The following is a 17,055-nucleotide window of genomic DNA, read 5'->3' as shown; positions in this document are numbered from 1 at the left end:
TTTAGCTGCTGCGGATGCCCAAATGAGCTGCGAATGAGGTTGTTCGGCGGGCGCCCGCTAAAGAGACGGTGCCGCATACCGATGTTCCTTCCACAGCAGTGTTCGCCGCGCCGACCCGACAATCCGACCGCGCGGATTGCACCAATACTCACACAACTTGGTTTGCGGAGGACAAGGATTTGCATCGATGCCGAGTTCCTTCGCACTGCTTGGATTCAAGTCAAGTTCGTACGGTTACGGCGGAGGATCGGAACGCGTGTGTCCCACTCGCATTTAGCAATCTGGAGAAGACGAGGTGGGTTGTCTTAGAATACATGGTCGCTGTTCAACGTCTCACAGGTTTACAGGAACGACAACTACTATCGGTTTTGGAACTTCCTAGCGCCAACGGATCTGAACGTCCCGCCATCGGAAAAATGCTCGCTGAAATGGCACTCGGAAACGAACGACCCCAGAAGCAAGCGGCCGCATGGCAATTCCTCAGCCGGTAGCATTGGCCAAGGATGGCCGCTTTGACTATCTGTTGATCAAATCGACGGGCATCTACGATTCGCTCCAGGAGTGCTTGCTGACCGACAAAGAGTTCTCGGCAGGAATTGAGGCTTGGAAGCGCTTTCAGGATCCATTTCCACGATGGAACTTAAACGTGGATGAAGCCCTTTCCGCTCGTACCTAGTCGATCCATCCTAAGACACAACAAGGCCATGTGTCCACCACCGCTACGGCTTGGCATTCTTACTACGAGACTTCGGTTGCTTCATCCTCAACAGATTGCGCCCGACCCTAGTTCGCCGCAGTGAAACCGACCTCTGTGGTGAGCCGCGTGGAACGGGTCAATCGGACCTGAATCAAGGCGACGAGACACGGGTTGTAACGCGACCAGCTACTGGCCAACGACGCCAAAGTGGAAAAAAGATCGTTTTCGTAACCTGCCGTTTTCACCGGACTTCCATCGCGGGACTCACTTGGGGTGTATCACGCGATTTCGAGACTTTTCGGGCCTCAGCGGGCCCGACCGCGTTACGCGATTTCGGTCGTCACGACCGACGCCAAATCGCGCAAACACCGCCATACACGCACGAAACGACCAAGGCCGGCCAGGTGTTCCTGACGGGCCTTGTGTTAATCGAGACGGATTGTGCAACCCGTCTGAGTGGAGGCGGCCACCACGACTCGCAGCGGTTATCGGAAGACCGGGCCTTGGGAACAAACGCTGGACGCGCCGTACCGTCCTACGCCAAACGGCGCCGCTGGCGCCAGCTGACCACTCTCCAGCGGAGCATACCTAGAGCGAATAGGCCGCCCATCACGACCAGCGAAGACGGCTCCGGCACGCTGGCCGTACCGTTGATGCGGATCTCATGCAGATCAGTGAAACGCGTTTCCAAGTCCGATTTATCGATCCAAGGTAAGTAGAAAGTGACTGTCGTGGCGCCGGTCCGATCGAAGTCGGAACTGCTCAGGACGTAACCATCGTAACCATCGTTAATGGTTGGATCGTCCAGATCAATCAGATCGATCTGAATCGCCTCGTCATAGCCAGTCCCAGTCCTGCCGACTCGACCAATCGTATCAGCAACAATGTCATCGAATCCCTGCACGTCACTAAAGACGCGCGCAGAAGAGTACTGGTGCGTATTCGTCGCCTGATTGTCGACCTCGATCGACCTGAGATCGAGTTGCCATCCAGGTGCAACCGTGATCATAAAGCTAAAAAAGGCGTCCCTTGCGAACGCATCGCTAGAGAATTCCTCCGTGTCATCACCCGACAGTCGGAGGGCATTGGCTGGAGCGACGTTATCAGTCAGATCGCCGTACCCGGTTCCAACGAAGAAGTTGCTGAACGTGATTCCGTCACCGCCGTCTGCGTCTGTCGGAGATAAAGAGTGGGCCGTGAACTTGTAACTGCCAATGAGGCTTGCCGACGCAGGGGATGCAGCAAGCCCGCCAAAAGTCCAAAACAAGCCCGCCAAAAGTCCAAAACTCACTTTCAAATAACTCATCAAAGAATTCCCCAAGAAAATGATCGAATTCCAAATTGGCAGTCGCGGTTTAACGCACGCTGTCGCCGGCGGCAGCCTATCGCTACCTTGCTGCAAATGCAAATCAGCGAAAACAATGCCGCCTTTCGACGGGCGTGTGTTTCAGAAAATGCACACGAAGATATGCAATGAACACGGTCGAAGTCCGTTCGACTCGCTCGATTGTAATCGGCAGGCGGGAGAGCCGGAACCCACAAAAGAAAAACTTAAGTTCATGTCGGCAATCGAGTCCGGCCTCCGAGAATGGATGCTCAATCCGTCTTCCACTCCTAGCCATATTCTCGGACGAACAGACTTTAGCGACGTGGCAGGTTTTCCATCCGTCTCGTGGAAGTACCTGCCTCAAATTGACGCGACCAGGGACTTCCAAAGGGAATCATGGCAGGGTTCCATCGTTATCCAATCATGGACAATGTTCGTAAGCTTGAGTGAAGAATTGTGGGAGGCAGCGCTGAATTCCCATCCAACGGTGCTCGCGAACTCCTTTATCCCTGCACGAAACAAGCAAGTATCCCTGCACGAAACAAGCAAGGCCGGCCAGGTGTTCCTGACGGGCCTTGTGTTAATCGAGACGGATTGTGCAACCCGTCTGAGTGGAGGCGGGGCGATGGACTCGCAACGGGGCTAGGAATTTGACGCCAGCCCATAACCCCCTGTCCCACCTAGTCTTTTCATTGTCGGTGTCGACGATTGCCATTTAAGTCGACCGGCAATTGGGGAGTCCAAAACGAAACAGGCCAGGGAATTATCGGCCAATGGGTTCGTTTTAGTTTTTTGACCCCACGCGGCGGTCAACCAGAACACAAGCAACGCTAAGTGGCTCAGTTTCAGGCTCGTCTTCGGTCGTTTCTGTGGAGTGCGCTCGCGATAGATCGTGGCCCGTCGATTCTCCGATACGGCAATTCAATCCTGATTTTTCAGCGACGGTTTACCTCCGCTTCCAGCTTGTCGCCCGCTTCGATTGACTGCATTAATGCCCTCAGCTCGGTGACTCTCTCGGGAAACTTCGCGGCCAGATTTGCGCGTTCTCCCAGGTCGGCATCAAGATCATACAATTCTTCCTCCTTTTTCCGATTATCGTCGACGGCGTCCGTCCAAAAAAAGGCGTTGGCTTTCAAGTACTTCCACTTGCCCTGGCGTACCCCGGCATTGCCAAAGTAGAAGTGTTTCCGGCCGGTTTCGCGCTGACCGAAGAGCAAAGCAGTTTGTTCGACACCATCGATACGACGGTCATCAGGCACTTTGAAGTCGCACAGTGCGGCAAACGTCGGCATGAAGTCGATTGTCGCGAAGATCGCATCACTGACGCGCCCGGCCGGCACTTTGCCCGGCCAGCGAACGATGCACGGCACGCGATAACCGGCTTCATAACACGACCCCTTGCCGTTGCGCAGCGGACCGGCTTCACCCCAGAATATCGAACCTTCAGGATGGCCCTTCTTACGCTTGGTGTATTTCGGCTGGTTCCAGGGACCGTTGTCGCTGGTATAGATCACCAGCGTGTTCTCGCTCAGTCCCAGGTCATTGAGGACATCGAGCAGTCGGCCGGTCTCGTAGTCGAACTCTTCAACCACGTCCCCATACAGCCCGCCCGCCGACTTACCGCGAAAGCGTTCCGAGGCGTTAATGATGGTGTGCATCATCGTGTGAGCCACATAAAGAACGAAGGGCTTGTCCGGATCGCGTTTTGTCTTGAGGTAATCGACGGCCTGATCGGTGTAGAGCGTCGTCAGGCTGCCCATATCGCGAGTCGAACCGGCCTTGTCATTGTTCTTGTGAAACGCAACTCCGCCGTCGTCGTTGGCTCCCAGTGGGCCGAAGTAGTAATCGAACCCTTGAGCATTGGGCATGCGATCGATAATCGCCTTACGGTCCGAGACATCCCACTTGCCGATGCATGCCGTCTGATATCCGGACTCGCGCATCAACTCGGCAAATGTGATCTCGGAAGCGGGCATGCCCCAGCCCTTGCTGCGAATTGGATACCGCCCCGTCAGCAGCGCTGAGCGCGACGGGCCACAGACTGTCTGCGCGTAGAAGGATGTAAACCGCGTCCCCTCCTTCGCTAGTTGGTCAAGTCGCGGTGTCTTGTTCTTCGTGTTTCCATAGCAGGCGAGGTCCGCATAGCCCTGATCGTCGGTGAAGATGATGAGAAGATTGGGACTTTCTGACTGGTCTTCGGCATACAACGACGCCGTAGTCAGCCCTAAGACCATAAGTAGGCAGCACAAAAGAACTGATCTTCGCAAATACATTCTCATGGCTCTTTCTTCGAGTGATCAGGTTTTTCCTCGAGCGATTTATCCAACGCCTCATAAAGTCGCTTGCGTTTCACCGGGTCAGCATAAGACTCAGGCCCTCTGGGACCCCAGGGCAAGGCAAAGATGCGAATGGTGCGAAAGCCTCCAGTTCATTGAGTCCCGCAGCGTCGTGTCCTGGGCCTGGACCATGGGGTTGTCCGCCGTAAGGGCATGACCGGCGTCCAACTGGTCATAGAGTTATACCAGAGCAGATCGAACTTGATGAAACTGATTTCGGCAAAGCGCTGATCGTCCAGATAAAACTGCCCGTCGCGGGTGAATAGCACGTCAAACTTCGGCTATCCGGGTTTGGTGCAGCGCGTTTGCGTGCATTAAAGCGGCGTGCGGAGATCGAACCCGGATACCGATGAACGTAACTCCCCTGCTGCTAAACGAGTTACGAAATCAGCAAATCCCTTGTCAGGAAATGGCCAGGAAACTGGATGCACAAACTGGCTTGATTTGACATCAATTGACATCCAACTTCGGCTCGTCATTGACTGCTGGCATCTTCTCTGTGACGAAGAGAGGCAACGCATGGCCGGCATTTGTCGAGCCAGCGATACCGACAGAATCACCGAGTAGGCTGATGAGCGAGCCAGCTACAGAGGTCTTTTTCACCTCTGCGAGTTACGGACGGCCTTCATTGCGAATACGTTCCGCTGTATTTGAAATGCCTAGTCCTGACGTATTAGTTCGATCCCGCTGATAATTGTGTTATCGTTTGCGGCGGCGAGTTCCAACGTCAGATCGTGGGCGACTTGAATCTTTGAAAACTCTTTTGTGATTCCTCTCATGACGCCGCCGGCCTCGTTGGCAATATCGAAATCTCGGAGCACGTAGCGTCCTTGAAGTTTAATGTCCTGCAAACGCTGCTTCGGGGCAAGTTCATCGGGCTCGGCGAAGTAAAGGCGCAGCAGATACTCTCCGGGTTTGAGGTGCTTGATGACGAGTCGCCCCAGCCCCTCGGCCATGGACGCAGTCACCCACGGTCGCGGCCCAGAGCTTTGCATCCAAACGCTGTGTTGATAGCGATAATTCGCGGATGTTGTGGTCTCGATATTGACCTCAGGAGAGGGCCCGCCGACGGATGGATAGTCCAGCCAAAGCGTGCCGTCACGCGTCATCCGATCGCCCGGCGCACCAAAGTTTATTCCGATCCGCTGAATCGTGCCCGGTTCAAGTTTACCTGGACCCCACGACGACCATTGCTCGTGGCTTTGCGGCATCGCGATCAGCGACATGGCCGCGGGCAGCGGATAGCTGCATGTGCAGCCATCATAATAGTACGGGACATTTAATAGACCACCGGATGGGATGATACTGTTGGTACAGCCGCTTCTGGGGCCGCTCAAAAAGACCGTTCCGCTTTCGATCGTCTTATCATAATATGCCGCGGTACCGCTCCGCAGTGTATAGAAATCACCATAGTCTACACCTCCATCGCAGCCATACGTCTTGGGAAATGCACGAGGCTCGGACTTACCCGTGAGTGGATTGATCCTCTCTCCTGCAATCAATCGCCCCGGCCTCGTCGATCTGGCCTGTCCCGGCCTTCGATACTGACTGGGTTCGAGCTTCGATGGCGAACTCGGATCCAATCGCGTTCGCAAGTCTGGGCGTTCTGATTGATCCAGGATGCGGCCAGTATAAATGTCCGAGAAAACTGGCGGCAGCAGCGGATAATCGATTTTGTTACTCTTCTCGTGCCGCGGTACGTCCCAATTTTTCGGTCTTGAAATCATTGTGTCGCGGTCGAAAACCGGTTGGGGCGAACGTTTGAAGTGTGCCAGCGCATCGTCAAACCACAGGACGCCCAGCGGGAACCGTACCAACTGATCTTTGCTGGCTGAGAAATCTCCCGAGTATTGAGTCGCCCCGGGCAATGGTCCCTCGCGCCTCACCAAAGCGAAATCTCCAATGGACTTGGGTTGGATTGAAAAGTTACCGAGTTCAACCTCTTTCAGATCAGCCTTCGTAACATGCCCTCCCACTGCGATGCCCCCGAATGGACGAAGTGTTTGCAGCAATGTTTGAAAATCGATATCGGATTTCTCGCTAATCAGAGTCGTTGTAATGTAGGGCGGTAAGCGGAGATTCTTCAAATCTGTGTGAATGACGGCAGTTCGAACACCAGACAGGCCTGCTGCATCCAGTTCGTGGCGAAATTGATCGACCCGCTCGCGATTGTCATCGAAAACAATAACGTGATAGTCAGAGGATTCGATAAGTGCTTTCGTCAAATTGCCATCCGACAAACCGACCACCATCGCTATTCCATATCGGCTGGATGAACTCTTTACGACCATCGCAGCTTTCGCCATGGCATCATCCGGCGCTGTGAATCGAGTTCGTTCCGTTTCCCATGTCACGGGCGTGCGGGGCACAAGCTGATTATTCTCGCGAAAACACATGATGCGACCGTCCCCTGTCGCAAGGAACAGGGCCTCGTCTGCGTAGATCATCGAATGGATCGTTCCATCAACGTCCGCTCGCGAATCATCAAATTTCAATGTCGCGTTACCGATACGAATCTCGCGGCTCAATCCCTTTACACCGCCGCTGGCTGCGTTAACCTTGTCTTCGTGCCTGTGGCGATTGATGACTTCGTCGAAAGTCAACTGTCCCCGTCTTATTGCTCGCGCTTTGTCCGGATCGATGGCCGCGAACCATCCGCCGGGAAGCCTTCCAGCTTTCGGCAATTCGAATTCGATCATTTCGCCGGTATGCAGATTCAACCGGGCCGGGTATGCATTTGAGCACGGGACAACCAGCTCGTCACCATGAACGACGAGGTATCCCTGGGGAGCCAGACCGCCGATCGCCTTGGTGTTATGAGGTTGCTGGCCGAATAGAAAACCAAGGCGATCGTTACGCCAGAGAACTTTTCCGGTTTCCATATCTATGGCGTAAACAAAGATGCCCTCGAATGGCCATACACCGGCGGCGAAATAAACGTTGCCATCGGCCACAACCGGGCCACCACGAATGGGCCAAACTGAAACCAGGCGTCTATTGCCAAGCAAACGGCGCTGGCTGGGCGCTGCCCGATGTTTCCAACGAAGTTTGCCCGTCGCCAGCTCGACGCAATACAAACAACCGTCGTCGGAACCGAAACAGGCAAGGCCCCCCGAAATGGCTGGCGCGAATCGAACAGGGCCATCTGTATAAAAACACCAGAGCTGTTTTCCCGTCTTCGTTTCGTACGCCTTCACCGAATCGGTACGTGAGGAAGCAATGAGCATATGCCCGTTTGCGACGACCGGCTCGTAGCCCGCATCGAACTGCAACCGGTCATCCTTAAACGCAGGAGCCAACTTCGGCAACTCGCGAACCCAAGCGAGGGACAAGTTCTCTGGGAGACTGCCCTGCGTGACACCACGACGCCCGGCGTCGCAGCGATACATTGGCCAATCACTGGCAGTCGCTGATCGATGCACAAGAAACAAGCATGAAGCGACAGCGAGCTGCAGAACGAACTTACGACTCATTGCTATTCTCTTAATTTACAGGTTAATGCCATGTGGTCTGCCCTGATTCTAGCAAGATTGGAATGGTCTGCATCCGAGATAAGTATTCTGGCGGTAAGGACTGCGATCGTTGCTTCACGAATGGCCGTTAGGTCGGGCGGCTGAAATTCATCGAGAAACACCTGCCCGACCTCGCCTCACAACGCGAGCTATTGAGTTGGTTGCAACCGGTCAAAGAGAGAGACGCCGCACTCACAGGGCCATCCCGGCACAAAAACCCTACGGAATGGCACGTTGGGCATGTAGTTGCTGGAGCGATTGGCAACACGGCCATCGAATACACCATCTGGACAACGCCCTGTCCAGCGAGAGACGTCAGCACCATCCAGCAACGACTCCGCGTCAGTCTGCGTACTGGTATGACCACACTGAGACCGGTATGCACACCACCGTCGCGATCAAGAACAAGCGATTTGGAAAGCGTTTGATTTCCTCGGTGCTACGCGACCGAGTCTCCTCGAAGAACTCCGCTTTGGTTAAGCGAGGCTTATTCTTCTCATGGCGTGCCTTGTTTTTTTTCGTGCCATCAGTTCGACTGTCGCCGCTACCGCTCGCCTGGACGCGTCTTACATCAACGCCTGCGCGACATCGGTCACGAGCCGAGCAATCAATCATCTCTCTGACACGAGACCGAAGCCAACGGCGGATCCTGTTCGCGAAAGCCTGCAATAACCTCCGAGTCAAAGAGTATCACCAAAGGCCATCACCCATTCGTATCGCGAAAGCTTCCGTATCCAGGCTCCTGCGATTAACCAAAATGCCCCAAGGGCAACCACGACGATGACAAGCCATAACACTTCGATATACTCAAGCACGGCAACTGGGACACCGACGCCGAGGGACACTAGCAACAACAAAGCTCCTACTACTTGAAGATCATGGCCGGCACACGAACTTTGGCGTAAGCACGTGACTGCAAGAGTTGGGCTTGCTCGGAATCACTCCTGCCACCAAGCTCATGGTCAACTGGCAACGCTTTGTACTTTGTGCTTGAATTTGACCGATACACAAGAAACACCACGATCGCTACAACTGCGATTGGGACACCGCAAATCATCACGAGGACCAACAGCTCGAGGGGACCGGGTAGGCCAAAGGCAACAATGGGTGGCATTCCATCCTCGCATGTCAGCATTAGTGTTTGAATCAAGTCCACGTGATCCAATGAACGGCAACCATACCTACCAACGTTCTGGCATCGCGTTGATGATGGATGTGCGAGTAGGCGATAATCTCACGTCATCGAGAAGATACCAGCCCCCGGGTTCCCGAATCCACCACCCGAATCATATCAACACAGCATTGACAACACCGATTGGCCACATAGCGATAAGTCGCCTACGGCGATTCGGGTTCTTTGCTGTGACGACATCACGTCACTGTGGCTGGCGCTAGATGCGCCGATGACTGAAACGGTTCAAGCCACGCCAGTGCCTACTTGGGCTGGCGCACCCGCTCAAGCTCAGAAGCCTCAGTCCAACTGAGGGCAGTGGTGTCTTGATTCACATAAATTTTCCTTTTCCAAAGCCTCCGGTACGGCCTTTATCGTTGGCAACGCGGACAAGCGTGCTGCTTGAGAGAGAGGTTCGCACCGATCAATTGCTGCCAGGGCGAGAACCGGCCCCAATTCGTATCGCCGGACAAGTTCAAGGCCATCTTGCACATTCACATGGAAGAAAACTTCAGTATCCGAGTGCCCTTTTCCCAGGGTCAATCGTTTCGGTTGAGACTCTCGGCCCACTGCACCGTAGTCGCCGCAGAGATCCCCGACGACCGGTTTCTTGCTGTCGCGCACGACGTTAGTAACGACCGCTGTCGCTGGAACCGACTCTGGATCGAGAACCGCCCCATCTGGCGACCCATTAAGAAGCAAAGTCATTGCGAAGGACAACCGGCCCAGGACGAAGACACTTGTGGCGACCGTGCAAAACTTCATCTGAGCCCCCCCGGAACACTCACGAGGTAGGTACCTCGGGCCACGGCAGATTTTTCCAGCCGCGCAAATCCTTCTCGCTGGTTCAACAGGACCCGAACGGTTAGCCACGAGCCAACGAGCTACTTCAAAGGTCTATCTTCGAACGAACTCGGGCACCCGTATTGCAATTCTATTGCACCTGCATTATTATTGCATAAATAACAGTTAGGCAGGGGCTCGGCAGTTGCCAGCCGGTGGCGAAACGACCGATGTCCATGCCGGAACTGCCTATTCCTAGAAAAGGCTTTTTCCCGTCATTGAGCGAACTTTTGGAGTTACCCATGGACAAGATTGGATCACCACCGAGTCGGTCCCGTCTGCCGGTCACGGTGCTGAGCGGCTTTCTCGGAGCGGGCAAGACGACACTGCTGAATCACATTTTGGCTAACCGCGAGAAGATGCGTGTCGCCGTGATCGTCAATGACATGAGCGAGGTCAATATTGACGCGGCCTTGGTACGCAACGGCGATGCGAATCTATCTCGAACAGAAGAACAACTGGTCGAGATGACGAACGGCTGCATTTGCTGCACGTTGCGCGAGGATCTGCTCGTCGAAGTCACGAGGTTGGCGGGTGAAGGCAGGTTCGACCACCTGTTGATCGAGTCGACGGGGATTAGCGAACCGATGCCCGTCGCCGAGACATTCACTTTCGAGGATGAAGAAGGGAATAGTCTGTCGCAAATTGCCGAACTGGACACGATGGTGACGGTCGTCGATGCGGGAGCTTTCATGCAAGATTTCGGCTCATGGGACGATCTGACTGATCGACGGATGGGGCTGGACGACGAGGACGATCGCAACATCGTTGATTTACTGGTGGACCAGGTTGAGTTCGCAAATGTGATTGTCATCAATAAAACGGATCTCGTTTCGCCCTACGACCTGGAGCAATTGGATCAAATCATTCGGCGACTCAATCCGAATGCCGAGATCTTACATGCAACGGAAAGCTGCGTGCCGCTTTCCTCAATTCTGGGCACCGGACGGTTTCAGATGGCCGAGGCAGAAGGAAAGCCGGAGTGGCTGGCGGTGCCGAGGGGGCAGGAGCCAACTGAGACGGAGGAGTACGGCATTTCCAGCTTTGTCTATGGTCGCCACCGTCCTTTCCATCCGAAGCGTCTGGCCGAGGCATTCGGGAATGATCTGGATGAAGGGCTGTTTTCAGGTGTTCTGCGAAGCAAGGGTTTGATGTGGATCGCATCTCGCCATGACTGGGCATACGACTGGTCGCAGGCGGGTTGTTCGATACGCATGAATCCGGCTGGATTCTGGTGGGCGGCAGCTCCAGAAGAGGAATGGCCGGACGACAAGGAACTGATTGCGGAAATCCGCTCCAATTTCTTCGGTGAGCATGGGGATCGCCATCAGGAGCTGGTGTTCATTGGGCAAGGACTGAACCAGCAACGCATCGAGAGAATCCTGGATCGCTGTTTGTTGACCGATCTCGAGTTCGCTCAGGGCCCCAGTGCCTGGTCGGATCTTGAAGATCCTTTACCACCAATCGAACTCGCAACCGAGGATATCCCCTGATGAAGACCCCAACGAATGCCGAAGCCTATGATGTCGTTATCGTCGGCGGTGGCGCCGCGGGTGTGGGCGTTGCAATCGCCCTCAGGCATGCGGGCATTGAGAACTTCGTTTTGCTTGAGCGACACACGGTCGGAGCGTCATTCGCCTCATGGCCGGCCGAGACTCGATTCATCACTCCCTCATTTCCGAGCAATTCGGTTGGCATGCTCGATCTGAACTCGATCGGGATTGGTATTTCGCCCGCGTTCAGCTTAGAGGTTGAGCATCCGACGGGCGACGAATACGCGGCGCACTTAAGGGGAGTCGCGAAGTTTTTCGAGTTACCGATACAAGAGAACACCGACGTGAAACGAATCACGAAAGTCGACGAGAACTTTCGCGTCGACACGGCTGACGAAACCTTGCGAGCCCGGCATATTATTTGGGCCGCCGGCGAGTTCCAATACCCTCGTTTGAATGGATTTATTGGCACCGAACTCTGTCGACACACTGCAACAATTCCCAGCTACGAAGAACTTGAGGGAGACGACTTCATCATTGTCGGTGGCTACGAAAGTGGTGTCGATGCGGCATACCACTTGGCGTATCGCGACAAACGGGTGCGGTTGTTCGACAAAGGCTGTCCGTGGAAAGACGAAAGTTCCGATCCGAGTGTCGCGCTGTCGACGTATTCGCAGGAACGGATGCGGGAAGAGTGGTTTGAGGAGCACGTGGAGCTATTTCCACAAACGACGATCAAATCCGTTGCTCGCGTGGACGAGATGTATGAAGTCAAAACGCAGGACGGACGGTGTTTTCAATCCACCGTACCGCCCCTGTTGGCAGGCGGATTTGAAGGAAGCCACAAGCTGGTCGCGGATTTGTTCGAACGGCGCGACGATGGCTTTCCGCTTTTGAGCGAACAGGATGAGTCGACCATCGTGCCGAGCGTGTTTCTCTGCGGCCCTGCTGTTCGTCATGACAATCACGTCTTTTGCTTTATCTACAAGTATCGCCAACGTTTCGCCGTCGTCGCAAAAGCAATTGCCACCTCGCTGGGGCTACCAGCGGATGAGCTAGAGAAATATCGCCAATGGGGCATGTACCTGGACGATCTCTCCTGCTGTGGGGAGGAGTGCGCAGCATGTTGACGGGAAATGACGCAGCAACCGCTGCGCCTCCGAGCGTAACGAGCGAGACCGCAAGCAAGGGAGTCGCGTCCGATGCGGTGAAAAATCGGCTCGAAAGGGTGCTGCGTATCGAATGGCTCGGACAGACAGTTGCCAGCGTTTGCTGGATTGGCAGCGTGCTGACCTACGGGATCAGTTCCAGTGGCGATTGGTTGCAGTTGTTCGCGGCGTCGTCTTGGTTGTTGGCAAACATTGCGGCAGCGGTGACGATCGAGGCTAATTGAGATGTCGGTACCACTTCAATCAATTGATCAGCAAAGCACGGAAGGTAATCTCATTGAACATGCGGTGGACCTGCTGAGCCAACAGGCGTGGTGCTGGGGACGCGATATCCTGCGACCCGAAGGCAATTGGCTGCTTGAGATAGGATTCGACCGCATCGAGCCGCCCGCCGATCGCAAGGAGTGTTCCAGCGTTTATTCCCGGGAACTACCGCGTGGCCGATGTGTGGTACTGCGTGGGTTTGGTGCGTTCTACGGAGATTGTCGGCGCGGCGGCGTCTTCCTGCCCCGGTACGAGTTCCGGCCAAGATACACGAAGCACGCAACGCTAGAGCGCCCACCTTGGTCCGATGCGGACTTGCCGAAATTGAACTGGCCAACGGAGTCTCAGCGAACTTGCTGTGCCTCCCTAACCTTGGATTTGATCGATTGGATACGAACTTACGAAACAAACATCGTGGAGTTTTTGGGAATCGAATACCGCCGATCGACGTTGGACAAGTGGGACAATGGCAAGCGAACCATACCGGCAGAGGAGATGGCGCGCGCGTGGCGAGTGCTCGGCGTCGCGATCGCCGAGGATGTCCGGGCGTTGATCCCACGATACCGCGCGGCCAGGAATCAACCTCATGACTGAATCCGCGCCGGCGACACGTCGTCACCCAATACCGGCGCGCACCGGCCAGGGTTGGTGCATGCCTCGGCCGGTGCGCAGATTTGGCGGAAGGCTGATGGAGCAACAGGTCTGGTGTTGGGGAAGGGATGTGGACCATCCCGATGGGAATCTGTTGATGCGTTTTGGCTTTGAACGCCATCGAGACGGCGACACCGACGCTCGGTCCACGTGTTATCGACTGGACCAGGACCAGTTGCATGTGTCCTTGTGGGGCTTCGGCATGTTCTTCGGACGCCGCGACCTCGGAGGTCTTTATCTCGACCGTTTTGACTTCTGTCCGAAATGGGCTCCCGTCGAGTCGCTCTCTCTGGCGATTCACTGGCCCGACGAACTACCGATCTTTGCTCGGCCACAAGGCAGACCGCAGTGGCAGCGTGCTCGCAAACTCTGGAAATCGTCGCTGCTCTGGATCGCTAACTACGAAACCTGGGTGCGCTCCACCGCAGGCCTCGCCTACCGCCACAAATGTGTGGAGACATGGCTACGGCCGTTCGTCCGAGCCGAGAAGAACGCAGCCGCATGGCGATTCCTCAGCCGGCAGCATTGGGAGCATCAAGATCGACCGCTCACCCAGGCACTCAAGCGATACACTATCCCAACGGAGCCGCAATAAAAACACTACCCGTCACCGTCCTGTCTGGATGCCTCCGAGCAGGCAAAACCACGCTACTCAACCAAGTGCTGGCCAATCGGCCTTGCTTGAGCGTGGCCGTGATTGTCAACGACATGAGCGAGGTCCCTACCATGCTCAACCCATCGTTGCGGTGAAGCGACCTTGAGTCGAACGAACGAAAAACGGGTGGAAATGCCAACGGATGTATCCGTTACACACTACCCGAGGATCTTCTTACGGAAGCAGCAGCCTTCGCCACGGATGGCGGCTTTGACTATCTGTTGATCGAACCGACAGGCATTTCCGAGTCGGCTCCCGTCGCGGATACCTTCACGTTCGCGGTTGGCGACGGAACGTCTCTCTTGAAAATCGCTAAGTTGGACACGATGGTCAACCACATTCGTTCGATGCCTGAGTCTCCTTCCATCAGTGCTCGCTCGTTGGGCGACCACTTACTCGGCGTTTGGTCGAGTAAAGACAGCCTACCGCGAGTAACCCAGTCCAAAGAACTAGCCAGACGTAAACGAAACGAGGTGTCGAGCGTGCAAACTCGAAGTTGAATGGCGGCAACAAGTAAAGGTATTGGACCTTCATCATGTTGACCGCCACCAATGCGAGAAGGAGGTACACATCAAACAAAAGCGTAAGCCATTCCGCTGCCAAAAAAATGATTCTCATGCGATAACAGTACTCATTTTCAAACGCCCGCCTAATGGCGTTAAACTGAAAAAAAATTCGTCAGGCCCTGACTTTACACCATTTTTCCCATCGCCGGAAACATTTGGAGTGTATGCCGGGGTTTCGAGACTCTTGGTCCGAGCCGAGACTTTTTGAGCGTCTGCGTACCCAACCGCGTCACGCGATTTCGGTTGTCACGAATTGCGCCGTACCGCGCAAACCCCTAAATACGCCAAACGAACAAGACCCGTCTGTTTTCACTGACGGACCTTGTTGGAATCGAACCGGGTTGTGCAGCGAGGCGGCCACAAAGACTCGCGAAGGGCTCGTGGATCAGCCGAGCCAAATTCGAGGATCGGCCAATCTGGATGCATTCGAGAAATGCATTACATCTCTGCAACAATTTCAGCGCAGCAAGGGGATCCGTTTCGGTTTGCTGCCGATGAGGCATCGGTCATTTAATCCGCTCGCGCACCACAGTTGGCAGGCGTTGATCCTTGATGTTCACCAGTTTGATGTTTTTATCGTTCCTCAGCTTCGGTCCGGGTGTACTGCGGCCATTTTCGATCTGCTTTTTCAGAATCGCAACCATTTTGTTGACCTGCTGAGGATGCTCCGCGGCGAGGTTGCTGTCCTCGTGCGGATCATGCGCGAGGTCGAAAAGCTGCACAAACGGCGGCCGCAAAAGATCCGCGTCTCGCGGCTTGCCCTCAAACGCATCGAGGGCTCTCCGCCACGCAACTTCCGGCATCGGATCGTTTCCGGCGGCGTTAGGTGACTTTGTGTTAACGCCACTTCCAGGGCAAAGGCACAACTTCCAATTGCCGTCACGAATGACAAACGACGTAACGGATTCCATCAATAAATTTTGTCGAGTGCCAATGGCAGACGGGTTGCGCAAGAGTTTCGCAAAACTGATTGAGTCCGGCGCTTCATCATTACCTGTGTTGAGATCGGCCAGATCCGCAAAGGTGGCCATGAGATCATTCAAACCAATCAAAGCGTCACAGGATAATCCGGATTCAATGACACCTGGCCAATTGGCAATCAAAGGAACTCGCAATCCTCCTTCGTAAACAGAAAACTTGTAACCGCGGTGAGGACCGCTGGGATAGTGCCCGTTGGCTTCGAGGTTTTGAATCTGACCGGGTGTTGCTTCGAGGATATTGCCGGCGTACGGAGCCGGGCCATGATCCGAGGAAAACAGGACCAAGGTATTTTGATCCAGCCCCTTTTTCCTCAGTGCGTTGATCACCCGCTCGACGGAGTGATCAACTTCCATCACAAAATCGCCATACACACCCAAGCTGCTTTTGCCACGCCAATGGACTCCGGGACATGTCGGCGTGTGAGGAGCCGTAAGCGCCAAGAAGAGGAAAAACGGTGTCTCCTTCGTTTGCTTTCCGATAAAGGATTCGGCTTCGGCGTAGAAAGTTTCTAACACTTCGTGGTCCTGAAAATCTTTTTCCGCTGGACCGACGCGGTTGAAGGCGCTCCAGCCCTTTTGCACAGTTACTTCGCCCTGCCAAACATTGTTTCGCGCGAAGGCGTATGGATACATATCGAGTGAACCCGGCAGGATAAAACTCTCATCAAACCCAAACTGCACTGGTCCGTATTTCAGCGTTTGGCTGAAATCAACATTGGCGAGGCCCTGAAACTTTCCGTCCAGCGTGGCCATTGTCGTGCCAAGATGCCATTTGCCGACGTAACCAGTTCGATAACCGGATCGCTTCAGCAGTTTTCCGAGCGTTGAATTCTCCGTATTGGGCTTGGGGCCCACAAACCCCCACGGGCCACTATTGACCGCCTTTCCAAAACGCCACGGATACCGTCCCGTCATCAATGCTCGCCGCGTCGGCCCACAAACCGAAGCACTCGGGTGGGCGTCAGTGAAACGCAATCCGCCCGCCGCCAACGCATCGATGTTCGGTGTGTCGATCAAGCAGTGGTCGTCGCCGTAGCAACCGATGTCACCGATTCCGAGATCATCGGCGAGGATAAAAACAATGTTGGGCTTGTCAGCCAATGCGATCGAACAAAAACCAAATAGGATCACCAGGGGGAGAGGGAAGCGGAGTCGCATTGAATTGGCCTCGATGTTATGCCGGAAATGTGGCTCTCGCTAGAATTCCGCCTCAAGGCGGGACGACAAACAAGCTAGTTTCCCTTGTCGTTACCCAACCAGCGGCAAGCATGAGCGAGTACCTGAATTCCTCGGCTTGCTGAAAAACAGCATTCTGTTCATACCGGGTCGAAAATAGAACACTCTGCCTTTTCCAATCCCCTGAACCGCACCGCTGCAAAACCGTTCACCCA

At 54.8% G+C, this 17,055-nt stretch carries 15 protein-coding genes; 7 read left to right on the top strand and 8 right to left on the bottom strand.

Going from position 1 to position 17,055, the window contains the following annotated elements:
- Positions 1-469 precede the first annotated feature (469 nt).
- Positions 470-676, top strand: a complete 207-nt coding sequence (locus tag P8N76_11345; GenBank protein ID MDG2382256.1) for a hypothetical protein — start codon at positions 470-472, stop codon at positions 674-676.
- Between the two features lie 556 nt (positions 677-1,232).
- Here the strand turns inward: P8N76_11345 and P8N76_11340 are convergent.
- Positions 1,233-2,003 carry a hypothetical protein gene (locus P8N76_11340; GenBank protein ID MDG2382255.1) on the bottom strand — a complete coding sequence of 257 codons (771 nt, stop codon included), beginning with the start codon at positions 2,001-2,003 and terminating at the stop codon, positions 1,233-1,235.
- 19 nt (positions 2,004-2,022) lie between these two features.
- On the opposite strand from P8N76_11340, the gene P8N76_11335 reads away from it, so the two are divergent.
- The gene (locus tag P8N76_11335) at positions 2,023-2,670 is read left to right on the top strand and encodes a hypothetical protein (protein ID MDG2382254.1); all 648 of its coding nucleotides are present in this window, start codon (positions 2,023-2,025) and stop codon (positions 2,668-2,670) included.
- A gap of 289 nt (positions 2,671-2,959) precedes the next feature.
- On the opposite strand, the gene P8N76_11330 is transcribed toward P8N76_11335, so the two are convergent.
- From P8N76_11330 to P8N76_11310, 5 genes are all read right to left on the bottom strand, one after another.
- Complete coding sequence (locus tag P8N76_11330) at positions 2,960-4,297, bottom strand: sulfatase-like hydrolase/transferase (GenBank protein ID MDG2382253.1); 1,338 nt, start codon at positions 4,295-4,297, stop codon at positions 2,960-2,962.
- A 722-nt stretch (positions 4,298-5,019) separates the two neighbouring features.
- Complete coding sequence (locus tag P8N76_11325) at positions 5,020-7,833, bottom strand: PQQ-binding-like beta-propeller repeat protein (GenBank protein MDG2382252.1); 2,814 nt, start codon at positions 7,831-7,833, stop codon at positions 5,020-5,022.
- 719 nt (positions 7,834-8,552) lie between these two features.
- On the bottom strand, positions 8,553-8,723 hold the full coding sequence (locus P8N76_11320; GenBank protein MDG2382251.1) for a hypothetical protein: 171 nt from the start codon (positions 8,721-8,723) through the stop codon (positions 8,553-8,555).
- Between the two features lie 14 nt (positions 8,724-8,737).
- The gene (locus P8N76_11315) at positions 8,738-8,986 is read right to left on the bottom strand and encodes a hypothetical protein (GenBank protein MDG2382250.1); all 249 of its coding nucleotides are present in this window, start codon (positions 8,984-8,986) and stop codon (positions 8,738-8,740) included.
- Between the two features lie 357 nt (positions 8,987-9,343).
- Positions 9,344-9,808: a hypothetical protein gene (locus P8N76_11310; GenBank protein MDG2382249.1), complete on the bottom strand. Its 465-nt coding sequence runs from the start codon at positions 9,806-9,808 to the stop codon at positions 9,344-9,346.
- A gap of 320 nt (positions 9,809-10,128) precedes the next feature.
- Between P8N76_11310 and P8N76_11305 the strand changes: the two genes are divergently transcribed.
- The 5 genes from P8N76_11305 to P8N76_11285 are packed head-to-tail and all read left to right on the top strand — an operon-like array spanning position 10,129 to position 14,058.
- Positions 10,129-11,379 (top strand): GTP-binding protein, encoded by a 1,251-nt coding sequence (locus P8N76_11305; protein MDG2382248.1) that lies wholly within the window; start codon positions 10,129-10,131, stop codon positions 11,377-11,379.
- Positions 11,379-12,509, top strand: a complete 1,131-nt coding sequence (locus tag P8N76_11300; protein MDG2382247.1) for an NAD(P)-binding domain-containing protein — start codon at positions 11,379-11,381, stop codon at positions 12,507-12,509. Before P8N76_11305 ends, P8N76_11300 begins: the two co-directional genes overlap by 1 nt.
- Positions 12,503-12,772: a hypothetical protein gene (locus P8N76_11295; protein MDG2382246.1), complete on the top strand. Its 270-nt coding sequence runs from the start codon at positions 12,503-12,505 to the stop codon at positions 12,770-12,772. The genes P8N76_11300 and P8N76_11295 overlap by 7 nt, the downstream gene beginning before the upstream one ends.
- A 1-nt stretch (position 12,773) precedes the next feature.
- A complete protein-coding gene (locus P8N76_11290; protein MDG2382245.1) occupies positions 12,774-13,406 on the top strand; it encodes a hypothetical protein in 633 nt (210 codons plus the stop codon).
- Positions 13,399-14,058 (top strand): hypothetical protein, encoded by a 660-nt coding sequence (locus P8N76_11285; GenBank protein ID MDG2382244.1) that lies wholly within the window; start codon positions 13,399-13,401, stop codon positions 14,056-14,058. Before P8N76_11290 ends, P8N76_11285 begins: the two co-directional genes overlap by 8 nt.
- Positions 14,059-14,484: 426 nt before the next feature.
- Here the strand turns inward: P8N76_11285 and P8N76_11280 are convergent, their stop codons facing one another.
- Together P8N76_11280 and P8N76_11275 are read right to left on the bottom strand one after the other, a co-directional pair.
- Positions 14,485-14,736 (bottom strand): hypothetical protein, encoded by a 252-nt coding sequence (locus P8N76_11280; GenBank protein MDG2382243.1) that lies wholly within the window; start codon positions 14,734-14,736, stop codon positions 14,485-14,487.
- Positions 14,737-15,190: 454 nt separating this feature from the next.
- Entirely contained in the window at positions 15,191-16,822 is a 1,632-nt protein-coding gene (locus P8N76_11275; GenBank protein MDG2382242.1) for an arylsulfatase, read from the bottom strand.
- Between the last annotated feature and the right edge of the window lie 233 nt (positions 16,823-17,055).

The organism is Pirellulaceae bacterium (genome assembly GCA_029243025.1).
Classification (GTDB): Bacteria; Planctomycetota; Planctomycetia; order Pirellulales; family Pirellulaceae.
The sequence above is the reverse complement of the archived record's forward strand: the minus strand, read 5'-3'. Positions and strand labels throughout refer to the sequence as shown.